We start from the raw sequence: 17066 nt of genomic DNA on the forward strand, positions 1-17066 counted from the left end.
TATATAAAAATTTAGTCTTTTAACACACTTTTTTACTGCAACTATTTAAATAATGGTCAAATAATTGCACTAATAATCAGAACTATAGGCTAGTATTTCATTATAAAGCAATATTTCAAGAAGTATAGTGTATCATGTACCAATTTTCATACGTTATAAATCAAGGTTTTTAACCTGAGTACAAACAGAACAACCTAACAAAATTCTAGTCCATTGGATACGACAGCTGTTATAAAATATTTAGTCACATAAAACAGTCATTATTTACATATGAAAGAAATCATTCATGAGTTTGGTATAGAAACTGACTGGGTAGAGCCAATGGCAAAAGCTTTAGGTGGATACATTAGCGGTAACCATATGCTAATTCCGGATACCGTCCATACCGGAACCCGCTATGTGCTATCTGTAAATCCAGACATCACTGTTATGTTTGCAGATGTCCTCTACCACCAAGATATTCACTTTAAGCTCCGCAATACAAATTCAGATTTTATTGGCATCTATTTTAATCTCACTGAAGGGGACTCGTCTCACATCACAAATAATGACGCATTGGCAATGGGAAGATGGAATTACAATCTTGCCATTGTTGAGAGCAGTGTAAACCTCGACTACCGTGTTAAAGCTGGAACCAAGACATACAACTTTTGCATTTTCCTCCGTAAAACACTTCTCAAAGAATATTTAATTGGTTCTGGACATATAAAAAAACTGATCAATCGGGTCTTTGATCAGAATCAAAATACGATATTTCACTATAATATCATGAGCAATAATAGTTTACAATATATTAATGAATTTCGAAATAGCAATATTGCCCCGCTAACCTTTGATTTGTTTCTTAGTGCAACGGTCTATAATTTATTGGGAGAATATCTTGATGAACTGATCAAAAAAGACCTTGTTGTCAGTAAACTTAACGACACTGATTTTACTGCTATCATTTCCTCTCAGGAATTTCTGATCAGTAAGCTTAAAGATTCTTTCCCGGGAATCAAAACAATTGCTGAACAGGCTTTTATGTCCGAAACAAAATTTAAAAAATTGTATAAAAAGATCACAGGTCTTACTCCTTATGAATTTTACCTTCATAATAAGCTGGAATTGGCACGTGATCTATTAGTAAGCGGGAACTATAACATTGGAGAAATCGCCCACGAACTGCAGTTCCCAACCGCATCCAATTTAACACATCTCTTTAAAAATTACTTTGGCGTTTTACCCAAGGACTACTTAACAAAATTATAATGGAGGCATCTGCAAAAAATAGTATTCAATTTTCTCATACGGTAACGATGGATACAGACTGGAGGCAAGATTTTATCGAAAAACTTGGAGCAAAATACCTTAATCAACGGCAATTGGTTTTTCCTGAAAATTTAGCTAGCGGTGGCTCTTATCTTATGGAGGTCATTCCTGGCTTGACAGTTCTTGTGGTAGACCTCACCTTTCATCAAAGCATATCCTTTACTAAAGTTGCCTCATCCGGTGATTTCTGCATTGCATACTATGATATCAGTGACCAAATCAGCATCCACAAAGTCAATGATACGAAGAATAAAGTTGGTTATCATTCAAAATTAGGAATGGGGCTTGTTGATGCGGGTTTGAGCAGTACTTATATTCCCCCAATTTCAGAACGAATGTATTCTTTTCGGTTACTGATCTCGAAACAGCTTCTTCATAAACATCTGGGCAATATCGTTCCAGAGTCTATAGTTGAAAAGACGTATGCGAAAAAGAATACCATATATTTCTATAGTCACATGGATAGCCGTACCCGGGTGTTACTTCTAAAACTGAAAGATCGTCAATATGAAGACAGTTCCTACGAACTATTTCTCAAAGGAGCCGCCTTACAGGCTTTTGGAAGTCTTATTGAAAGGTTAAGTGAACAGAAATTTGTAGTAGGTAAGCTATCTGAATTTGATGTACAACAAGTTGTGAATAGTCAAGTTTACCTCATGGAACAGTTGTTTGAAAAATTTCCAGGTACTGAAAAGCTAGCCGAAATAGCCTGTATGTCTGTGACTAAATATACCCGATTATTCAAAAAAATATATAAATGCAATCCGAATAGCTTCTTTCTATCTGAAAAGTTGTTATTAGCAAAAGAAATGGTAAAAAGTGGTCAATTCAATACCATATATGAAGTCGCGTATGCTCTGGGCTATTCAAAATCTGACTATTTCTCGGCTATTTATAAAAAGAGATATGGTGTACTTCCAAATGAGGATTTTGTTTCCTCGAGTAATCGCAAGAAAGCGACAGAGTAATGTAGTCGATGGTGTGTCGCAATACTCTCCCCATGATGAATGACTTTTTCGCCAAGAGACTGACTTAAAGAGTCCTTCAAATTCTCCTTTAGCATTTTTTTGATATAAAATAATCACAAGAAGAGCATTGGTAGACCATGAATACCGAAAACCAACCACTAATCCAATAGTAATTATCGAAAATATATCTTCTATAACGAATATCCATAAATAAACGACAGTTATAGTTTTAAAACCATCGAATATCAGAATTCGCTTGCTTCACCTGCTTTATATAACGAATTTTAGATTTAATAACTAGCAATTGCAACAAAAGCTCTTAGGTCAGGGTAAGGTAATCGCTAATAAAATCTTAAAATTTAATTATGAAAAAGTTAAGTGGAATGAAGAGCTTCTCTTCACTAGAAAACAATAAGTTAGATGAAACAGCTTTGGAAATGCTACAAGGTGGCCGTCGTTCTATTGGCGCTTCAGTCGTTTATTCGAACTTCCTGAATGCGCAAGGCCAACAAGATATTGATACTTATGATCAATATGGGGCATTTGCTGGCAGAATTTGGGACAACTCTTCAGATTGTTCAGAAGCTAATACGTGGTAATAAACTTAGGGATATATTATCTAAATATCCTATTTTAGAAAAAATCAAATAGAATTAAGAAGAGCAGCTCTTCTTTGATTAACAATCAAATATGTACTCTTCCTAGGAACTACATATTTGATTGTCGGATGATTTTTAATAAAATAATAAGTCTACCAAAATGCGAAGTCTTCATTTACTACTTATATATGATGACCAAAATATGATTGTAAAAAATAATTCTTTTTCAGTGCTATTCTAGTAAAATCACATAAACCGTTATCTTAATAACCTCTCCAAATTGCTATGAAGTGGCCCAAGTCAAATTTGGTAAGTTTTTAAGTAATTTTTTAGTTTCACACATCAAAATCGGGCTTTTACGAAAAAAATTCACATTAGATTCCGGAAATACATATAGAAGACTGGCGTTAAATTTTATTGGAAACTGGGATTTGCCCTCTGAAGTGCTAATTTCTATAAAATGTCCACAATCTAAGTACGAATCTTTTTCAGCTAGATTGGATAAACTAATATTTAAACTGATTTTATCCATACTGATTTCCTCTGGGCAACTATCTTTTTTTAAATACAGAACACTTCTATTTATATAGCAATAAGATATTCTTTTGGAAATTCTCAATATTATGGAAATCAGAATAAACAAAAATATGCAAATACAAAATAAAGTTAATGAGATAGTCTGAATCATCATTTTTATTGATTCAAAAGAAAAAGGAAATTCCATTACCAATGCAATCGATAAATTTATAAAAGCTATGAGGCATAATAAATTTTGATATTTTTTTAATGAGTTAAAATTCTTTGGAGAAACCCTTCTATTACTGAATCTTCCATTTCTATTAATATTATTCTATAATAAATGATAAAAATTAAATTTGAACGCTGATTTTCTTAATCTTACTTCTCATTTTTTGCCAATGATAATGAACGGCGGATATTAACACTAATTTTTTCAAAAAATAGACTTCAATTTATTCGAAGGAGATCAAGTTAATTTTTAAAATAGTTCTTACTAAATTCACTGATAGAAAGAGTATTTACGGATGTGTTTTGTAAAAAATGTTCTACTCTATATGCCCTTAAGCGATCTTTTTTGGTTAATTTCCACATTAATATATCAAAATTTAATTTCGAGAAATCTATTCTTAGTTTTTCTAATTCTAGTCGATGAACTTGCATATCCATCTCTAAAAATTGATCAAAAAGAAGTAGCCTGTTACACAAAAAGTAGACATTATCTTGTTCCAAAAATATATTTCTTTTAAAAGAAGACAGCAAGGAATCTTTAATTCTCACCCAGAAAGATTCTTCCTTAAGAAAAATTAAATTATCCACTTTTTCGACTTCTAGATTCAATCTATTCATTAGATAAGCAACAATATTTTTGGGTGAAATTTGATTTTTATAAAAATTCCTCAAATTATCAATGGATTCCCATCTACTTCTATCCAAAGACAAATCAATTTGATTTATATAAGCATATAAAAATACAACAAAAGCATAATCTATTTTCATCACTGCATTTCATATAAAGTTTACTATTTCCACCAATTCTTACTAAAAAAAGACTCTATTGTTTTCAGATTTGGAGGAGCGCCTACAATCACTAAAAGTTAAAAATCAGCAAGTCAATATAAGTGACTTGCTGATTTTTAATATTATCAAAATTTAGAATCAAAATTTTACATCATAGCTCGCCCGGTGAAGATAATAAACAGCAAATAAAACAAAGCATATTTTTCATCATTTACGTAAGTAATGAAAAAAATATATGATTTTCCAGTGCTAGCTTGCTATAGATTGTTTCTCAAATATTCTTGAAACTTATCTTGAAACTGCAAACCGCTACCTACTCTGTATTTACTTAACTTGTTATTGAGCGTAAGTCCCCATAGGATGAATTCGGTCAGAAAATAGAAATCTTCAGGCTTCGTCTGTGGCTGATACTGCTGTATCAAACTGCGGATAGGTGTCACTTCGTCCAATGCATGTTCGTAATCTACATCAGTGAGTTCATCGGATAATTCAATACCCTCCGATTCCGAGAACCAGCGGACAATATCATCGTAGGGATAGCGTTCATTTTCCTTTTCAAATTTCTCAATTTTTGGAAATAAAGTAAGAAATATACTTTTAACGGCATTCTCAATCAACTGAATTGCCACAGTACCGGCTCCCTCCTGCTCACCTTCATATACGAGCTCAACCTTACCGGTTATAGCCGGCACAATACCCATAAAATCGCTCAATCTTATTGCTGTGGCCGGAGCTCCATTTTTGAGCATCCGCAGTTCGGCAGTACTTAATAAGTTTTGAAATGCGGTAATACTCATACGCGCACTGACACCACTTTTTTCATCAACATATTCGCTATTGCGGGCTTCAAAACTGATCTGCTCAATCAATTCACGAGCCAGTTCTGGAACATATATTTGTTCCTTTTGTGCAGCTTCTAGGTTAGCTTCTTGAGCAGTAATGGTTTTTGCAATCGCTACTGTTTCAGGGTAATGTGTTAATATCTGTGATCCTATCCGGTCTTTGAGGGGCGTTACGATACTTCCTCTGTTGGTGTAATCTTCCGGATTTGCAGTGAACACAAACTGGACATCCAACGGCAGACGTAATTTAAATCCGCGGATCTGGATGTCTCCTTCTTGCAATATATTAAAAAGTGCTACCTGAATTCTCGCCTGAAGATCGGGCAGTTCATTGATAACAAATATCGAGCGATTCGCTCGTGGAATCATGCCAAAATGAATCACACGATCGTCTGCATAGCTCAGTCTCAGATTTGCGGCTTTGATCGGATCTACATCGCCGATCAAATCTGCGACAGTTACATCCGGTGTGGCAAGTTTCTCTGCAAAGCGATCACTTCTATGAAGCCAATCGATTGGTGTATCATTACCCTTTTCCTTTAATAATTCTACAGCATAACGCGATATTGGGTTATAGGGATCATCATTAATTTCAGAGCCTTGTACCACAGGTACATATTCATCTAATAGATTAATCATTAGCCTGGCTAGACGTGTCTTTGCTTGACCACGAAGACCAAGGAAATTGATATTATGTTTGGAGAGGATAGCTCTTTCTAGTTCTGGAATAACGGTATCCTCGTAGCCGTGTACTCCGGTAAATACAGTTTCGCCGTTGCTTATCTTTGTAATCAGATTCTGACGCAATTCTTCTTTTATTGTCTTCGGTTTGTAGCCAGAAGCTTTCAGTGTGCCAAATGTTGTTATCTTCGTGTAATCCATATGTTCTTATAATGAAGCGCAAATACTGCGCAAGATGTATATCCTGTTATTGTTAACGTAATTTTTTATCGTATTCTTTTTCTGCGATTTTCTTCGTAATCCTCAAAAATCATTTCTCCAAGATCTCCAAGTCCTGTATAGTAAGCTTTTCCCTGATTTGAAGCCGTAAATTCGTCAACAAATTCCTGCAGATAGGGATCTGAAGTGATCATGAAGGTTGTAATGGGTATTCCCAGCTTTCTGGCCTGTGCGGCCATACTATAGCACTTGCTGGTGATAAAAGGATCTAAACCCATCGGATTTTTATAGTAACTACCATCGGGCATGTTTAAACAGCTCGGCTTTCCATCAGTAATCATAAATATCTGCTTGTTAGCATGCCGTTTACGTCTGAGGATCTCCATCGCCAACTTCAAGCCTGCGACCGTATTGGTGTGAAATGGTCCTACTTGCAGATAAGGTAGATCTTTTATCGCTATAGGCCAAGCATCGTTACCAAAAACAATGATGTCAAGTGAGTCCTTGGGATAACGAGTCAGGATAAGTTCTGATAAAGCCATGGCCACTTTCTTTGCGGGTGTGATCCGGTCTTCACCGTATAGAATCATACTATGGCTGATATCAATCATCAACACGGTACTCATCTGTGATTTAAACTGGGTGTCTTCGACAACGAGATCATTTTCTGATAAGGCGAACTCTCCTATTCCATGATTAATCTGCGCATTTTTAAGGCTCTCGGTCAAGGCTATTTTCTCGAGGCTATCTCCATACTGATAATTTCTGAAATCGCCCATATTTTCGTCACTCCGCCCTTGGTGATTAGTTTTATGATTGCCGGACTTTCCTTTTCGCATCTTTCCAAAAATCTGATCTAAGGCATGCTGCCGTAAGGCTTTTTCCAGCTTTGAGGTAATAGAAGAGCTACCATTGCCGCCTAGTTCCAATTTTTCTCTGATGTATCCTTTATTCTTCAGATCTGCAATGAAATCATCAATGGTATATGCTGGAGTTGTCAGTTTAAATTCTTTGTCCAATTGCCGCAACCAATCAATAGCTTCATCAAAATCACCGGAGGTGTGAGTAATCAGCTCTTTGAAAATATCAAATAATTTGTCAAAAGGCGTTTGAAACGGCTCGTCATATTGCTTAAAGATAAAACCCTTATTTCGTTTCGTGCTGTTCATGGATTCATTTTATTAGCATAAAGAAGCTATTCGCATATTGTAATCGGAATAACTTCGAAAGTTGAATTTACGAAATATAAATCCTTATAAAGAATCATAAACCATATGGTCTTCGTTTTAAAGACTCAACATAAAAACAACTTTTTCCTCTTTAGCTTAATTTTTATTAAATTGCTATTCTTCAGTTTTTTTTACCAAAATATACGACCAATGTGGACTTTTACAGTGAAAAATAAAATTAAGGCTGCGATGTTGTTTTTCTCTGTCCTTTGTTTAGTGATGTTGACCAATATTCAAGAGCAACACTTGGTCAAAAGAATTAACGAATCTGTAACATCTTTATACTCGGATCGATTAGTGGTGGCTGATTATATTCACAAGCTTTCAAATCGCATGGAGAAATTGCTTGTCTTACTATCTGCACCTCAATATTCATCTAAAGACGTTAATTTGGAACTAGATAAAATCAAGCAAATCACTACACTTTATGAAAAAACTGTGCTTACAGATAAAGAAAACGTCAATTTTAATACATTTAAAATCTACATTCAACAAATAGCGCAAAATGTTAATGCCACAGATCATGCTAAAGCTATTGAGATCAGCAAACAAGCACGACAAACTTTAGAAACATTGTCTTCGATTCAATTGGAAGAAGGAAAAGTAAAGCTGGACGAAGTAATCAGTATGACGAGTAGAAGTAGATTAATGTCTTACATCGAAATCGTGATCCTAATTGTTATTGCAATATTAATTCAAATTTTGGTATTTTCCGCTAAAGTGGAGATGGGTGCAAAAGTTCCAAAGGATCATAACCTAAACTAATCGAAAGTCCAAATTCATTCCCCAGACCTAGTGGTTTTTAAATAGATTGAGTTGCGAGATTTCAATGTAAATACATCATTTTCATGACTTTTATAAACAAAACTAATTCTTATTTTACGATCAGATATAGAAACTTTCAGATCTTCGATTTTTTGGACTGTGAACTGATAATTTATTGGAGTTAGTTTTTTCAAAATATTAAGTAAAAACTAATATTCCTATTTTATTCCTATGAAAATTATTATGTATGTTTGTTTTAACGATAATCATTCAAACCTAAACCAAATATGAACTTTTATTATTCTGTTCTTTTTATTGTCAGCAGCTTAGCGTTTTCCCTATCTTCGTGTGCGCAATCAAAAAACCTATTTAACGGCAAGGACTTAGCTGGCTGGCATATCGATGTTCCAGAAATGGACAAAAATACGACTGTAAAAAGCCCTTTTCTTGTCAGAGATGGGATGCTGGTAAGTATGGGTAATCCAAATGGCCATATTATAACCGATAAGTCGTATAAAAACTATAGTCTGGATGTCGAATACCGTTTTGCAGGAAAATCAGGAAACTGCGGTGTACTGGTGCATGCCTCTACTCCACGCGCGCTTTATGGAATGTTTCCAAAATCTATTGAAGTACAGATGATGCATGAAAATGCGGGAGACTTTTGGTGTATTGTGGAGGACATTAAAGTACCAAATATGGTTGAGCGTCGAGGTGAACCTGCTGAATGGGGCATTACAGAAGATAAAAAACGTCGGATTTTGAATCTTACCGACAATTCTGAGAAACCTCTTGGTGAATGGAACAGTATGAGGATTGAATGCTTAGACCGGAAGATAAAAGTATGGGTAAATGGTGACCTTGTAAATGAAGGTTACGACTGTACCGCAAACAGTGGTCAGATTGCGCTTCAAGCTGAAGGTGCTGAAGTTGAATTCCGTAAGGTTTTACTAACGCCAATAACGCATCTTTCTAAATAAATGATAATAGCAACAAAGCATTCATGCAAGTCTAAGTAATCATGCATTTGCAATAGTTAGTTCGCTGCTATAAAATCTAGAAAGCCATTCCTAACGGAATGGCTTTCTAGATTGATGACACTTTGTAGCATTCTGTTCAGATTTACTGTTTACATTCAAAATCGATAGTCTCAGGCGCAACTCTTTCCAGATCCGAAAAGGCTCCATTTACTTTATAAATTATACCCTTTTTTATATTTAACAAGCAAGTGATTTTATATATTTGCAAAAAATCAATAACTTAAATAAATATAAATAAACATGGGCAAAATTAACTTCATCTTATTTTTCTTAATTTTTCAACTCTCATTTGTATCGGCTCAAGAAAAAGTAAAAGTCATATTATTAGGAACTTATCACTTTAATAATCCTGGAAATGATATGATCAAACAAAAAGACAGAAATATATTATCTAAAGAAAGCCAACAAGATTTAGAAGAAATTACGAATAAAATTAAGACATCTGCTTATAAACCCGATCAAATATTTGTCGAGAGTAATTTTAACAAAAAGAACGAATTGAATGCAAACTACCAATCATATTTAAAAGATCAATATCACAAGTTCACAGATACAATAAAAAGAGAACGGTTAAAAAGATATTATATCGAAGGTGAAACTTTTCAGTTAGGTTATAGATTAGCGAAAAAATTAGAACACCAAGAATTATATCCTATTGATAGTATGATAGAAATGAGATTTGATATTTTATTAAAAGAGGTGAATGCAAATCCAGCTTTGAAAGAAGAATTCAGTAAAATTAATGCCTCTTTGTCGGATAACTGCCTAGAAAAAAGCAATCTGAGTGATATATTTATATGTATAAATAAAAAGTCCAACTTAGATAAAAACATTGGTTTTTATATTTCATTTGCTAATAAAGTGATGACTAATGAGGATTATTTAGGGTCCAATCTTGTTACTGACTGGTATAAAAGGAATTTGGTTATGTACGCTAATATTCAGAATCAATTAAAACCTCATACCAAAACTATTCTTGTTCTGGTGGGTAGTGGACATGCTGCTATACTAAGACAGTTTTTTGAGGTCGACAAAAACTTTGAACTTGTTGACTTAACACAGGTTTTCGATGCTAAGTAAGTCAAACTCTTCCTACAGAATTGTGAAATATTATTAGACTCTTAAGCCAGTATATTTGCCATAATAAAAAGCCGTTTGGTCATTCCAAACGGCTTTTTATTTTTATACTATCTTATTTATATTTTTTGGTACTGCTGCAAAAAATATAAAGATCACTACTTAACAGAGATATAGGTCTCTACCTCGGCTTCAGGGCCATCATTATATTTTTCACCATGTACGGTAAAATCTGCTTTGTAAGCTCTTTTTGAATTAAATTCTTGATCAGCCCAAATGCCCAGCCAGGTATTGAATATAGCTTCTGGCATCTTTCCTTTGGACACATATTCAGCATAGTCTCCCCCTTCGATCACTAACCCTTTAAGTCCTTCTGGAACGACCGTTAACGTGTTTACTTCATATCCGATAATGGTATCGTAATAGCCCGTAAAATCTGTTTCATAATTTGTATAAACGGCATAGATATCGTTACTTACCTTTTGCTCAAGTTGATGTATGGTTTCATCTTTCCAAAACTTTTGCCATAATAATTCGATATCATTTGCAGCCTGTCCATTTTCATTGGTAGTTCGAATGGCCATACCGATAATCTTCTTTTCTTGAATGGTGATGTTGTTCATTTTTTGATTTTTAATATTTAAACGAAGATAACGATGGCGACTGACAGCAGTATGTCAGCAGTAATAACGACATTAAATTAAACTTATGCCCGATTAAAAGGAATCATATATATAGAATGATACGCTGTTAGTTTGCACCTAAATAAAAGCGCCGTACAATTTGAGATGTATGACGCTTTTTGTTTAATAATGGAAAGACCGTTGCGACTTTTATGACAATAATGGGTCGCTTTTCGCGTTTTGCCCAACTTCAATACGTCCGGCAAACTGTTCAAAATAGTTCAAGTACCCATTACAGCTTAACTTTATATCATACCAAAAATGCTGTTTGGATAAATCAACTATGGCAACCGAGGTCGAACCGGCACGCACCTTCATGTTACGTACCGCTTGTCCATAGCTGTTATCTTGAAGCAATATTTTAACCTGACGGTCTTCTTGATTCACGATCTCGACCAGTAATCGGCCTGTCAATCCTTTACCTTTTTTATCACGTTCGTAACGACAAGAAATTTTAATTTTCGGATTTTCTTTCCCTCCGGTAAATGTTCGAAAAAAACCATTTGGACCGTAAACGCTCAATTTATAAGCAGGCTTTTCGAAATCATTTAATGACCAACTATCGGACAATCGGTCTCCTGCGACGGTAGCATAGTTCCAACTTCTCCCCTGTTCATTATGATAAGGAGTTTCACTGTAAACCGTAAATGCTGCTCCTGCTGATGCGGCACCGAATACGCTATTTGCAGACTCAAAGGAGATTTTATATGCTGCATTTTCTTGATCAAAATATCCATCAACATAGAGTTCATAAGGTAGCCCACATGAATCTCTATTCCCTTTCTCTTGTTTCGGGAAGTTGGGCGAAGTTCGAGAATCTTGCTCTATCTGCTCTATTTCAGCTTGATTTAAGACTTTAAATCCTTTGGGCACATCTTTAAATTGTGCTTGATGAATGCTTTTAATAAATGGCTTTTTCTGAACAAATTCGGGTTTTGCTATCACTTCGCCGTTATATGGTCTGAAAGCGGAGGTTAAATCTCCACAAACGGCCCTCCTCCATGCTGTAATATTAGTCTCTTTGATATCAGAGCGTGTTTTGTGATTAATGAACCGCTCTAAAAACTGTAATGGTGAGGTGTGGTCAAACACCTGTGAATTTACCCAACCTCCACGAGACCATGGAGAAGCTATGATCATCGGTACACGATACCCCAGGCCGATGTTACTTTCACGGCCGCTTTCGGGATGATATTGCTCTTCTTTTGTTACATATTCCAACCGTGTGTCGATGCCTTGAGAAACTTTACCTGAATCTTGACGATAAGGGTTTGGCGCCGCAAAAGGTGCCACATGGTCAAAATAACCATCATTTTCGTCATAAGTAAGGATAAAGATAGTCTTTTTCCATACTTCTGGATTTTTGGTTAAGATGTCCAGAACTTCACTGACATACCAGGCTCCGAACCAAGGTGAATCGGGGTGATCCGAGAAAAGCTGTGGTGCCGCCAGCCAAGATACTGTTGGCAGTTTACCTGTGTCGACATCTTCTCTAAACTGATGCAAGATGTCACCCTTCGGTATTTGGAGGTGACGGGTCTCATCGCCTTCTTGATATTCCATCTGCTCGAGCTCCATATAATCGGGAGCAGCACTGTTATTGACAAATGCACGTCGGTGGATTTCTTTTGTGTGCGCGCTTAACTTCTCAAAGTTTTCGTCCGTATATAGCTCTTGCTCTTTTAAGGTTTCTTGCAGTTGCTTTTGCAATTTATCATACTCTACCCCAGTTACTATATCTTTTTCTTTTAGCTCCTCAAGCTTTGCGTCGATCTGCTTTCTTTTTTTTATCAATAGATCTTGATAACGCTTGCTATATTTGACAGCATATTGAGGGAAATATTCCATTACATTACACCCAAAATTCCCCAACCAACTGTTTTCTTGACCACTGTAACCGGCACTACTGGAGGATATTTCATTTTGATATATTTTCCAATCCACTCCGCTTTCTGTCAGGCGTTCAGGAAAAGTTTTCCATGTGGCTTTACCACTGAACTCGGAATCTCCGTTCCACACCAGTGCTTTATCGGTCAGTTTTTCTCTGATATTGCCTGTCCAAAAATAAAGCCTATTGGGATTGGTGCCTGTTAGACTGGAACAAAAATGTTGATCGCAGATGGTAAATGCATCGGCCATTGCATAGTAGAAAGGTATATCTTCACGCGTATAATGGCCCAATGTTAAGGGCATTTCTTTAAAATCTTTAAATCCTGAACGTTTGACATCCAGCCAGCGATCCATTTTACCCAGATTTCGGGCATCGGTCTGGTCTGTCCAATTGTGTGGCAGACAGCCCATCCAGGTGACTTTAGAATCTTTAATATCCAGTCGAAAAGGAGCATATGTTTTACCATCAGCTTGCGTCTGTAACCAGACTTTCTGGTTATTGGGCTGACGGACAGTACGTGGATCGTTAAATCCTCGAACTCCCCTTAGGGTACCAAATGCATGGTCAAATGATCTATTTTCTTGCATAAGCAGCACAACATGTTCTGCATCATAAAACGTACTCCCTAATGTAGGATCTATAGCCATGGCCTTAGCAATAGATTGAGGTAGCAGTTGCGACAAGGACATACCACCTGTTAGCATCGCCGCTTTTTTTAGAAAATCTCTCCTGTTATCCATTTTATAAATTATTCTTTTAAATCATCATTCTTTAATCAGCCCCATGAATTCAACTTTTCTCATAATCGCAAACATGCGATCGCTTCTTGTACCCTATTTTGTAATATCATTCAAGGCTTGAAATATACTCATCGGATATTCTGCGATCCGATTGCATAAGTATAAGTACCATTCTTTTCCGTAAACAAAATAGAGTTTGGTTTGGTACCCTTGTTCCTGAAGCTGAAGAAGTTGATCATTACAAATACCATAGAGACTTTCAAACTCATAGTTTTCTTTCGTTGGCTTGTACTTCTCAATCAATATTTGAGCATGTGCTTGTATATTTTTGTCATGTGTAGCAATTGAACATTTATGATTTTGCGCCAGTAACTGATCAACATAGCTTAAATAAACATCATCTAGCATCTCACCTCTTGGCATGGAGAGTCCACTAGCTGTTTCAAAAGCACCCTTTACAATTCTGATTCTTCCGGTTTCTTTTATTATCTCTTTAAAATCATCTTTTGTACGATAGAGGTATGCCTGTAGGGTAATTGCCAATTGATCATAGTTTTTTATTGCTTTTTGATAGGTATTTAGGACTGCATCAGTTCTTTCAGTTCCTTCTGCACTGATAATAACTTCAATACTAGATTTGGATGCTTCTTGACAAATTGCATCTAAATTATGTAAGCAAAGGTCTTGAGATATTGCTAATCCTATATGTGACAGATCTAAAGATACTGTCGAATTCAACTGTAGTAATCTGATTTGTTTACAGATACGAATAAACTCTTCGGTGGCGGCATTTGATTCCTGCTCTGTTCGGGTACTTTCACCCATAAATTCTATTGAAGCTTTTAGGTTATTTAAAGCCTTAACTTTAACAATCGTTTCTTCAAGAGTTTCACCGCCGATGTATCGATCAGCTGCTTTTTTAAAAAGTTGGAACAAAACAGGATTTGCTAATATATAGGCTTTGGAATCTTCATTTAGCGCGGCTTTTCTCAATGCTTCGGCACCAATCTGTAATAAGTCTTTATTCATAATCATTTTTTTATAATGAATAGCAATTATAAACTAATTATTGGAATTAGAATATTATTTTTTTTATCAACTGCATGTTGCCAGTCGAAATACGGCATAACGTATTAACATTCCTCTGTTGTACTTTAAATAATTCCGACATAATTTTTATCTTTAACTGTTTAACGTGAGCTTCTTTTGACGAATGATTAAAAACAAATTGTTAAGTGATTATGGGATAGAAACCACAGCAGGTGGCTTTCTCGTGTTTTTTCCTTTTGCAGGGAATCAGGATATTGCTACGAATACTTATAAAAGAATCGATGAGGGCTAAATTTCAATACCAAATCGATAAAGCTGCCGTTTGGTGATTTCAAACGGTGCTTTATCAATCAGATTTTAATCTCATTCTTTCAGATCTGAAACCCAGATATTATCTGTACCATAAGTAGAAGGTTCGGCGCTGGCTTCTATCTCCAGTAATCCACCTTTATCAAGTTCTTCATGATGTAACCAAATTCTGTTGATATCTTTACCATTGAGCAAAATCCGTTTGACATAGTTGTTTTTATCGTTATAGTTGAGCACCTTAATCTTAAGTTTCTGCTCTCCCCGCTGTACAACGATCTCTGGAAATAAAGGGACGCTGACATAATAAATAGGCTGTCCGATCAAAGGCTGATGTAGACCCAGTGCCGTCAATACAAACCAGCCTGACATGGCGCCGGCATCGTCATCCATGGTACGTACAAATGCTTTAGGTTGGTTCTTGTAGATTCGATCTATGAAGGGATCGATACCACGGCTATTGTCATTAAAGTAATATTGTATTACCGTATCTAGAGCCAGCTCCCGTATCAATGATTGATAGCGTGATGGCTTACTGCTGGCATAATAGGATTTGGGTGATTGTATATCGGGTTCGTTGGCGCGATTAAAGTAATGATGATCAAAAAAATCATTCAATTGTTCCGTGAATGCTTCTTTACCTCCCGCCAGATCTACTAATCCCTGCATATCAAAGGGTACATTCCAGCGGTATTGACGGATTGTACCTTGATACATATTTCTTGCTGACATACGGTCTACATCCGGACGATTGAGATCTTTAAATTCTTTTAACCAAACTGTTCTGTAACTACTTGCCCGGTCCAGGTAATGCTTACTGTCTTCTGGCAGTAAACCTGCCATAGCCCACATATCATAAGCGGCTTCTAAATATTTATCTGGTTTTGAAAAATCAAAACGCAGCGTGTCGTGCAACAAGGAGTCACGGATAGCGGTTAGATTTATATCATATTCTTTTTTATGGGCATCTAAAAGCACTACCGCAGCGTGTTCTGTTCGAACAGAATTTGCTGGCTCGTTTGGTCCCGCAAAATCAAATTTTCCATAACGATAAAGATCTGAAACCGAAGAAACAATATCCTGATACTGTTTAGGATAGAGCAGTTCTAACAGGGGCAACTGTGTTTTGTAATTATCCCAGATGGCCCATCCATGATAACGTCTGCCTTTGGACTGGTGAACTTGTCCATCTGTGCCTCTATAGGTGCCGTCTGATTCATCAATCTGATAGGGCGACTGAAGGGTACGATAAAGCAACGAATAGAAAAGCTTCTCGCGCTCAGGATCTCCTTTGACTATAATACCTGACAGATAACTTTCCCAGCGATTATCGGAAGAAGTTTTTACCTGATCGTAAGTTTTATTGCTATTAACGTTTAAAGTGGCCTCAGCATAATTTGGACTTACAGCAGAAAAAGCGATCCGTAATATTGTTTTTTTCACCTCCTTTTCTAGATGAAGCGTCAAGAGATTATCCGTTCCTGTCCAAAGGTTGCCAGATGTGGCGGAGATTGCATAATGCACGCTGTAAATACCTACACCACAGGTTGTTTTTGATCTGACAGTTCCTTTGATGATACCATTCTTGTCAATGGTATAGGTGTTCGATACAAATGCACCATTGAATGCATGTGCAAGATCTAATGTCAGTCCTTTTTCTCCTTCAGGAAAAGTATATTGATGAATTCCAAAGTTTTCATGCACGGCAAATTGTGCTTTTATACGATCCTTTAAGGCAATATCATAATATCCGGGTCCGGCCTTTTCCTGCTCTTTAATCAGAGGTGTGCCATCATCCTGATGTCCCAGAAATGGCTTTACCAAAATGAGACCTCCACTCCCCTTACAACCTACACCTTCAAATCTATTGTGGGTAAACCCCAGTATTTCTTTAGCTAGGTGCTCATAACCCATATGCAACGTGGGATAGGTTTGAGGAGCGATACTCATCTGATGAAAAGGTGAAGATGCTGCCGGAGATAATTGCCCGTGATCTCCGGAAGATCCTAAAAATACATTTGTCAATTCAGTCTTTGACTGTGCGTAGAGTACCAAGACAGGACTTAATGTTATTAGAAAGCTGGCCGATAATTGTTTCAAGTATTTTTTCATAACGCTATTTACAGGTC

At 36.2% G+C, this 17066-nt stretch carries 14 protein-coding genes; 7 read left to right on the forward strand and 7 right to left on the reverse strand.

Annotation, left to right across the window (positions count from 1 at the left end; all coding sequences use genetic code 11):
* Nucleotides 1-270: 270 nt before the first annotated feature.
* From M2265_RS03595 to M2265_RS03605, 3 genes are all read left to right on the forward strand, one after another.
* Complete coding sequence (locus M2265_RS03595) at nt 271-1251, forward strand: helix-turn-helix transcriptional regulator (RefSeq protein WP_132767741.1); 981 nt, start codon at nt 271-273, stop codon at nt 1249-1251.
* Nucleotides 1251-2279 (forward strand): helix-turn-helix transcriptional regulator, encoded by a 1029-nt coding sequence (locus M2265_RS03600; protein ID WP_132767740.1) that lies wholly within the window; start codon nt 1251-1253, stop codon nt 2277-2279. Before M2265_RS03595 ends, M2265_RS03600 begins: the two co-directional genes overlap by 1 nt.
* 365 nt (nt 2280-2644) lie before the next feature.
* Nucleotides 2645-2878 carry a TIGR04139 family peptide modification target gene (locus tag M2265_RS03605; RefSeq protein WP_132767738.1) on the forward strand — a complete coding sequence of 78 codons (234 nt, stop codon included), beginning with the start codon at nt 2645-2647 and terminating at the stop codon, nt 2876-2878.
* A gap of 990 nt (nt 2879-3868) precedes the next feature.
* Here the strand turns inward: M2265_RS03605 and M2265_RS03610 are convergent.
* The 3 genes from M2265_RS03610 to M2265_RS03620 form a co-directional block, all read right to left on the reverse strand.
* Nucleotides 3869-4393 (reverse strand): hypothetical protein, encoded by a 525-nt coding sequence (locus tag M2265_RS03610; RefSeq protein ID WP_132767736.1) that lies wholly within the window; start codon nt 4391-4393, stop codon nt 3869-3871.
* A 278-nt stretch (nt 4394-4671) separates the two neighbouring features.
* Nucleotides 4672-6138, reverse strand: coding sequence for a sigma 54-interacting transcriptional regulator (locus M2265_RS03615; protein ID WP_132767734.1), 1467 nt, complete (start codon nt 6136-6138; stop codon nt 4672-4674).
* A 65-nt stretch (nt 6139-6203) separates the two neighbouring features.
* On the reverse strand, nt 6204-7325 hold the full coding sequence (locus M2265_RS03620) for a vWA domain-containing protein (protein WP_132767732.1): 1122 nt from the start codon (nt 7323-7325) through the stop codon (nt 6204-6206).
* Nucleotides 7326-7535: 210 nt separating this feature from the next.
* Here M2265_RS03620 and M2265_RS03625 point away from each other — a divergent pair, with 210 nt between their 5' ends.
* The 3 genes from M2265_RS03625 to M2265_RS03635 all read left to right on the forward strand — a co-directional run bounded on the left by M2265_RS03625 (nt 7536) and on the right by M2265_RS03635 (nt 10270).
* Nucleotides 7536-8150 carry an MCP four helix bundle domain-containing protein gene (locus tag M2265_RS03625; RefSeq protein ID WP_165905817.1) on the forward strand — a complete coding sequence of 205 codons (615 nt, stop codon included), beginning with the start codon at nt 7536-7538 and terminating at the stop codon, nt 8148-8150.
* Between the two features lie 287 nt (nt 8151-8437).
* On the forward strand, nt 8438-9130 hold the full coding sequence (locus tag M2265_RS03630) for a DUF1080 domain-containing protein (RefSeq protein WP_132767728.1): 693 nt from the start codon (nt 8438-8440) through the stop codon (nt 9128-9130).
* Nucleotides 9131-9430: 300 nt separating this feature from the next.
* On the forward strand, nt 9431-10270 hold the full coding sequence (locus M2265_RS03635; protein ID WP_132767726.1) for a DUF5694 domain-containing protein: 840 nt from the start codon (nt 9431-9433) through the stop codon (nt 10268-10270).
* Nucleotides 10271-10425: 155 nt separating this feature from the next.
* Here the strand turns inward: M2265_RS03635 and M2265_RS03640 are convergent, their stop codons facing one another.
* The 3 genes from M2265_RS03640 to M2265_RS03650 all read right to left on the reverse strand — a co-directional run bounded on the left by M2265_RS03640 (nt 10426) and on the right by M2265_RS03650 (nt 14610).
* A complete protein-coding gene (locus M2265_RS03640; protein ID WP_132767724.1) occupies nt 10426-10890 on the reverse strand; it encodes a GyrI-like domain-containing protein in 465 nt (154 codons plus the stop codon).
* Between the two features lie 210 nt (nt 10891-11100).
* Nucleotides 11101-13581, reverse strand: a complete 2481-nt coding sequence (locus M2265_RS03645) for a phosphocholine-specific phospholipase C (RefSeq protein ID WP_132767722.1) — start codon at nt 13579-13581, stop codon at nt 11101-11103.
* Nucleotides 13582-13674: 93 nt separating this feature from the next.
* Entirely contained in the window at nt 13675-14610 is a 936-nt protein-coding gene (locus tag M2265_RS03650) for a proline dehydrogenase family protein (RefSeq protein WP_132767720.1), read from the reverse strand.
* 184 nt (nt 14611-14794) lie between these two features.
* Here M2265_RS03650 and M2265_RS03655 point away from each other — a divergent pair, with 184 nt between their 5' ends.
* Nucleotides 14795-14923, forward strand: coding sequence for a hypothetical protein (locus M2265_RS03655; protein ID WP_021190091.1), 129 nt, complete (start codon nt 14795-14797; stop codon nt 14921-14923).
* Between the two features lie 71 nt (nt 14924-14994).
* Here the strand turns inward: M2265_RS03655 and M2265_RS03660 are convergent, their stop codons facing one another.
* A complete protein-coding gene (locus M2265_RS03660; RefSeq protein WP_132767718.1) occupies nt 14995-17049 on the reverse strand; it encodes a glycoside hydrolase domain-containing protein in 2055 nt (684 codons plus the stop codon).
* Nucleotides 17050-17066: the final 17 nt, after the last annotated feature.

Origin of the sequence: Sphingobacterium kitahiroshimense, from assembly GCF_025961315.1 — a bacterium.
GTDB classification, from domain to species: Bacteria; Bacteroidota; Bacteroidia; order Sphingobacteriales; family Sphingobacteriaceae; genus Sphingobacterium; species Sphingobacterium anhuiense.

Coding starts and splice junctions, on each gene's coding strand:
- M2265_RS03645 (WP_132767722.1), bottom strand. CDS start 13,581: ATGGATAACAGGAGAGATTTTCTAAAAAAAGCGGCGATGCTAACAGGT.
- M2265_RS03610 (WP_132767736.1), bottom strand. CDS start 4,393: ATGAAAATAGATTATGCTTTTGTTGTATTTTTATATGCTTATATAAAT.
- M2265_RS03620 (WP_132767732.1), bottom strand. CDS start 7,325: ATGAACAGCACGAAACGAAATAAGGGTTTTATCTTTAAGCAATATGAC.
- M2265_RS03595 (WP_132767741.1), top strand. CDS start 271: ATGAAAGAAATCATTCATGAGTTTGGTATAGAAACTGACTGGGTAGAG.
- M2265_RS03605 (WP_132767738.1), top strand. CDS start 2,645: ATGAAAAAGTTAAGTGGAATGAAGAGCTTCTCTTCACTAGAAAACAAT.
- M2265_RS03640 (WP_132767724.1), bottom strand. CDS start 10,890: ATGAACAACATCACCATTCAAGAAAAGAAGATTATCGGTATGGCCATT.
- M2265_RS03660 (WP_132767718.1), bottom strand. CDS start 17,049: ATGAAAAAATACTTGAAACAATTATCGGCCAGCTTTCTAATAACATTA.
- M2265_RS03625 (WP_165905817.1), top strand. CDS start 7,536: ATGTGGACTTTTACAGTGAAAAATAAAATTAAGGCTGCGATGTTGTTT.
- M2265_RS03655 (WP_021190091.1), top strand. CDS start 14,795: ATGATTAAAAACAAATTGTTAAGTGATTATGGGATAGAAACCACAGCA.
- M2265_RS03600 (WP_132767740.1), top strand. CDS start 1,251: ATGGAGGCATCTGCAAAAAATAGTATTCAATTTTCTCATACGGTAACG.
- M2265_RS03650 (WP_132767720.1), bottom strand. CDS start 14,610: ATGAATAAAGACTTATTACAGATTGGTGCCGAAGCATTGAGAAAAGCC.
- M2265_RS03615 (WP_132767734.1), bottom strand. CDS start 6,138: ATGGATTACACGAAGATAACAACATTTGGCACACTGAAAGCTTCTGGC.
- M2265_RS03630 (WP_132767728.1), top strand. CDS start 8,438: ATGAACTTTTATTATTCTGTTCTTTTTATTGTCAGCAGCTTAGCGTTT.
- M2265_RS03635 (WP_132767726.1), top strand. CDS start 9,431: ATGGGCAAAATTAACTTCATCTTATTTTTCTTAATTTTTCAACTCTCA.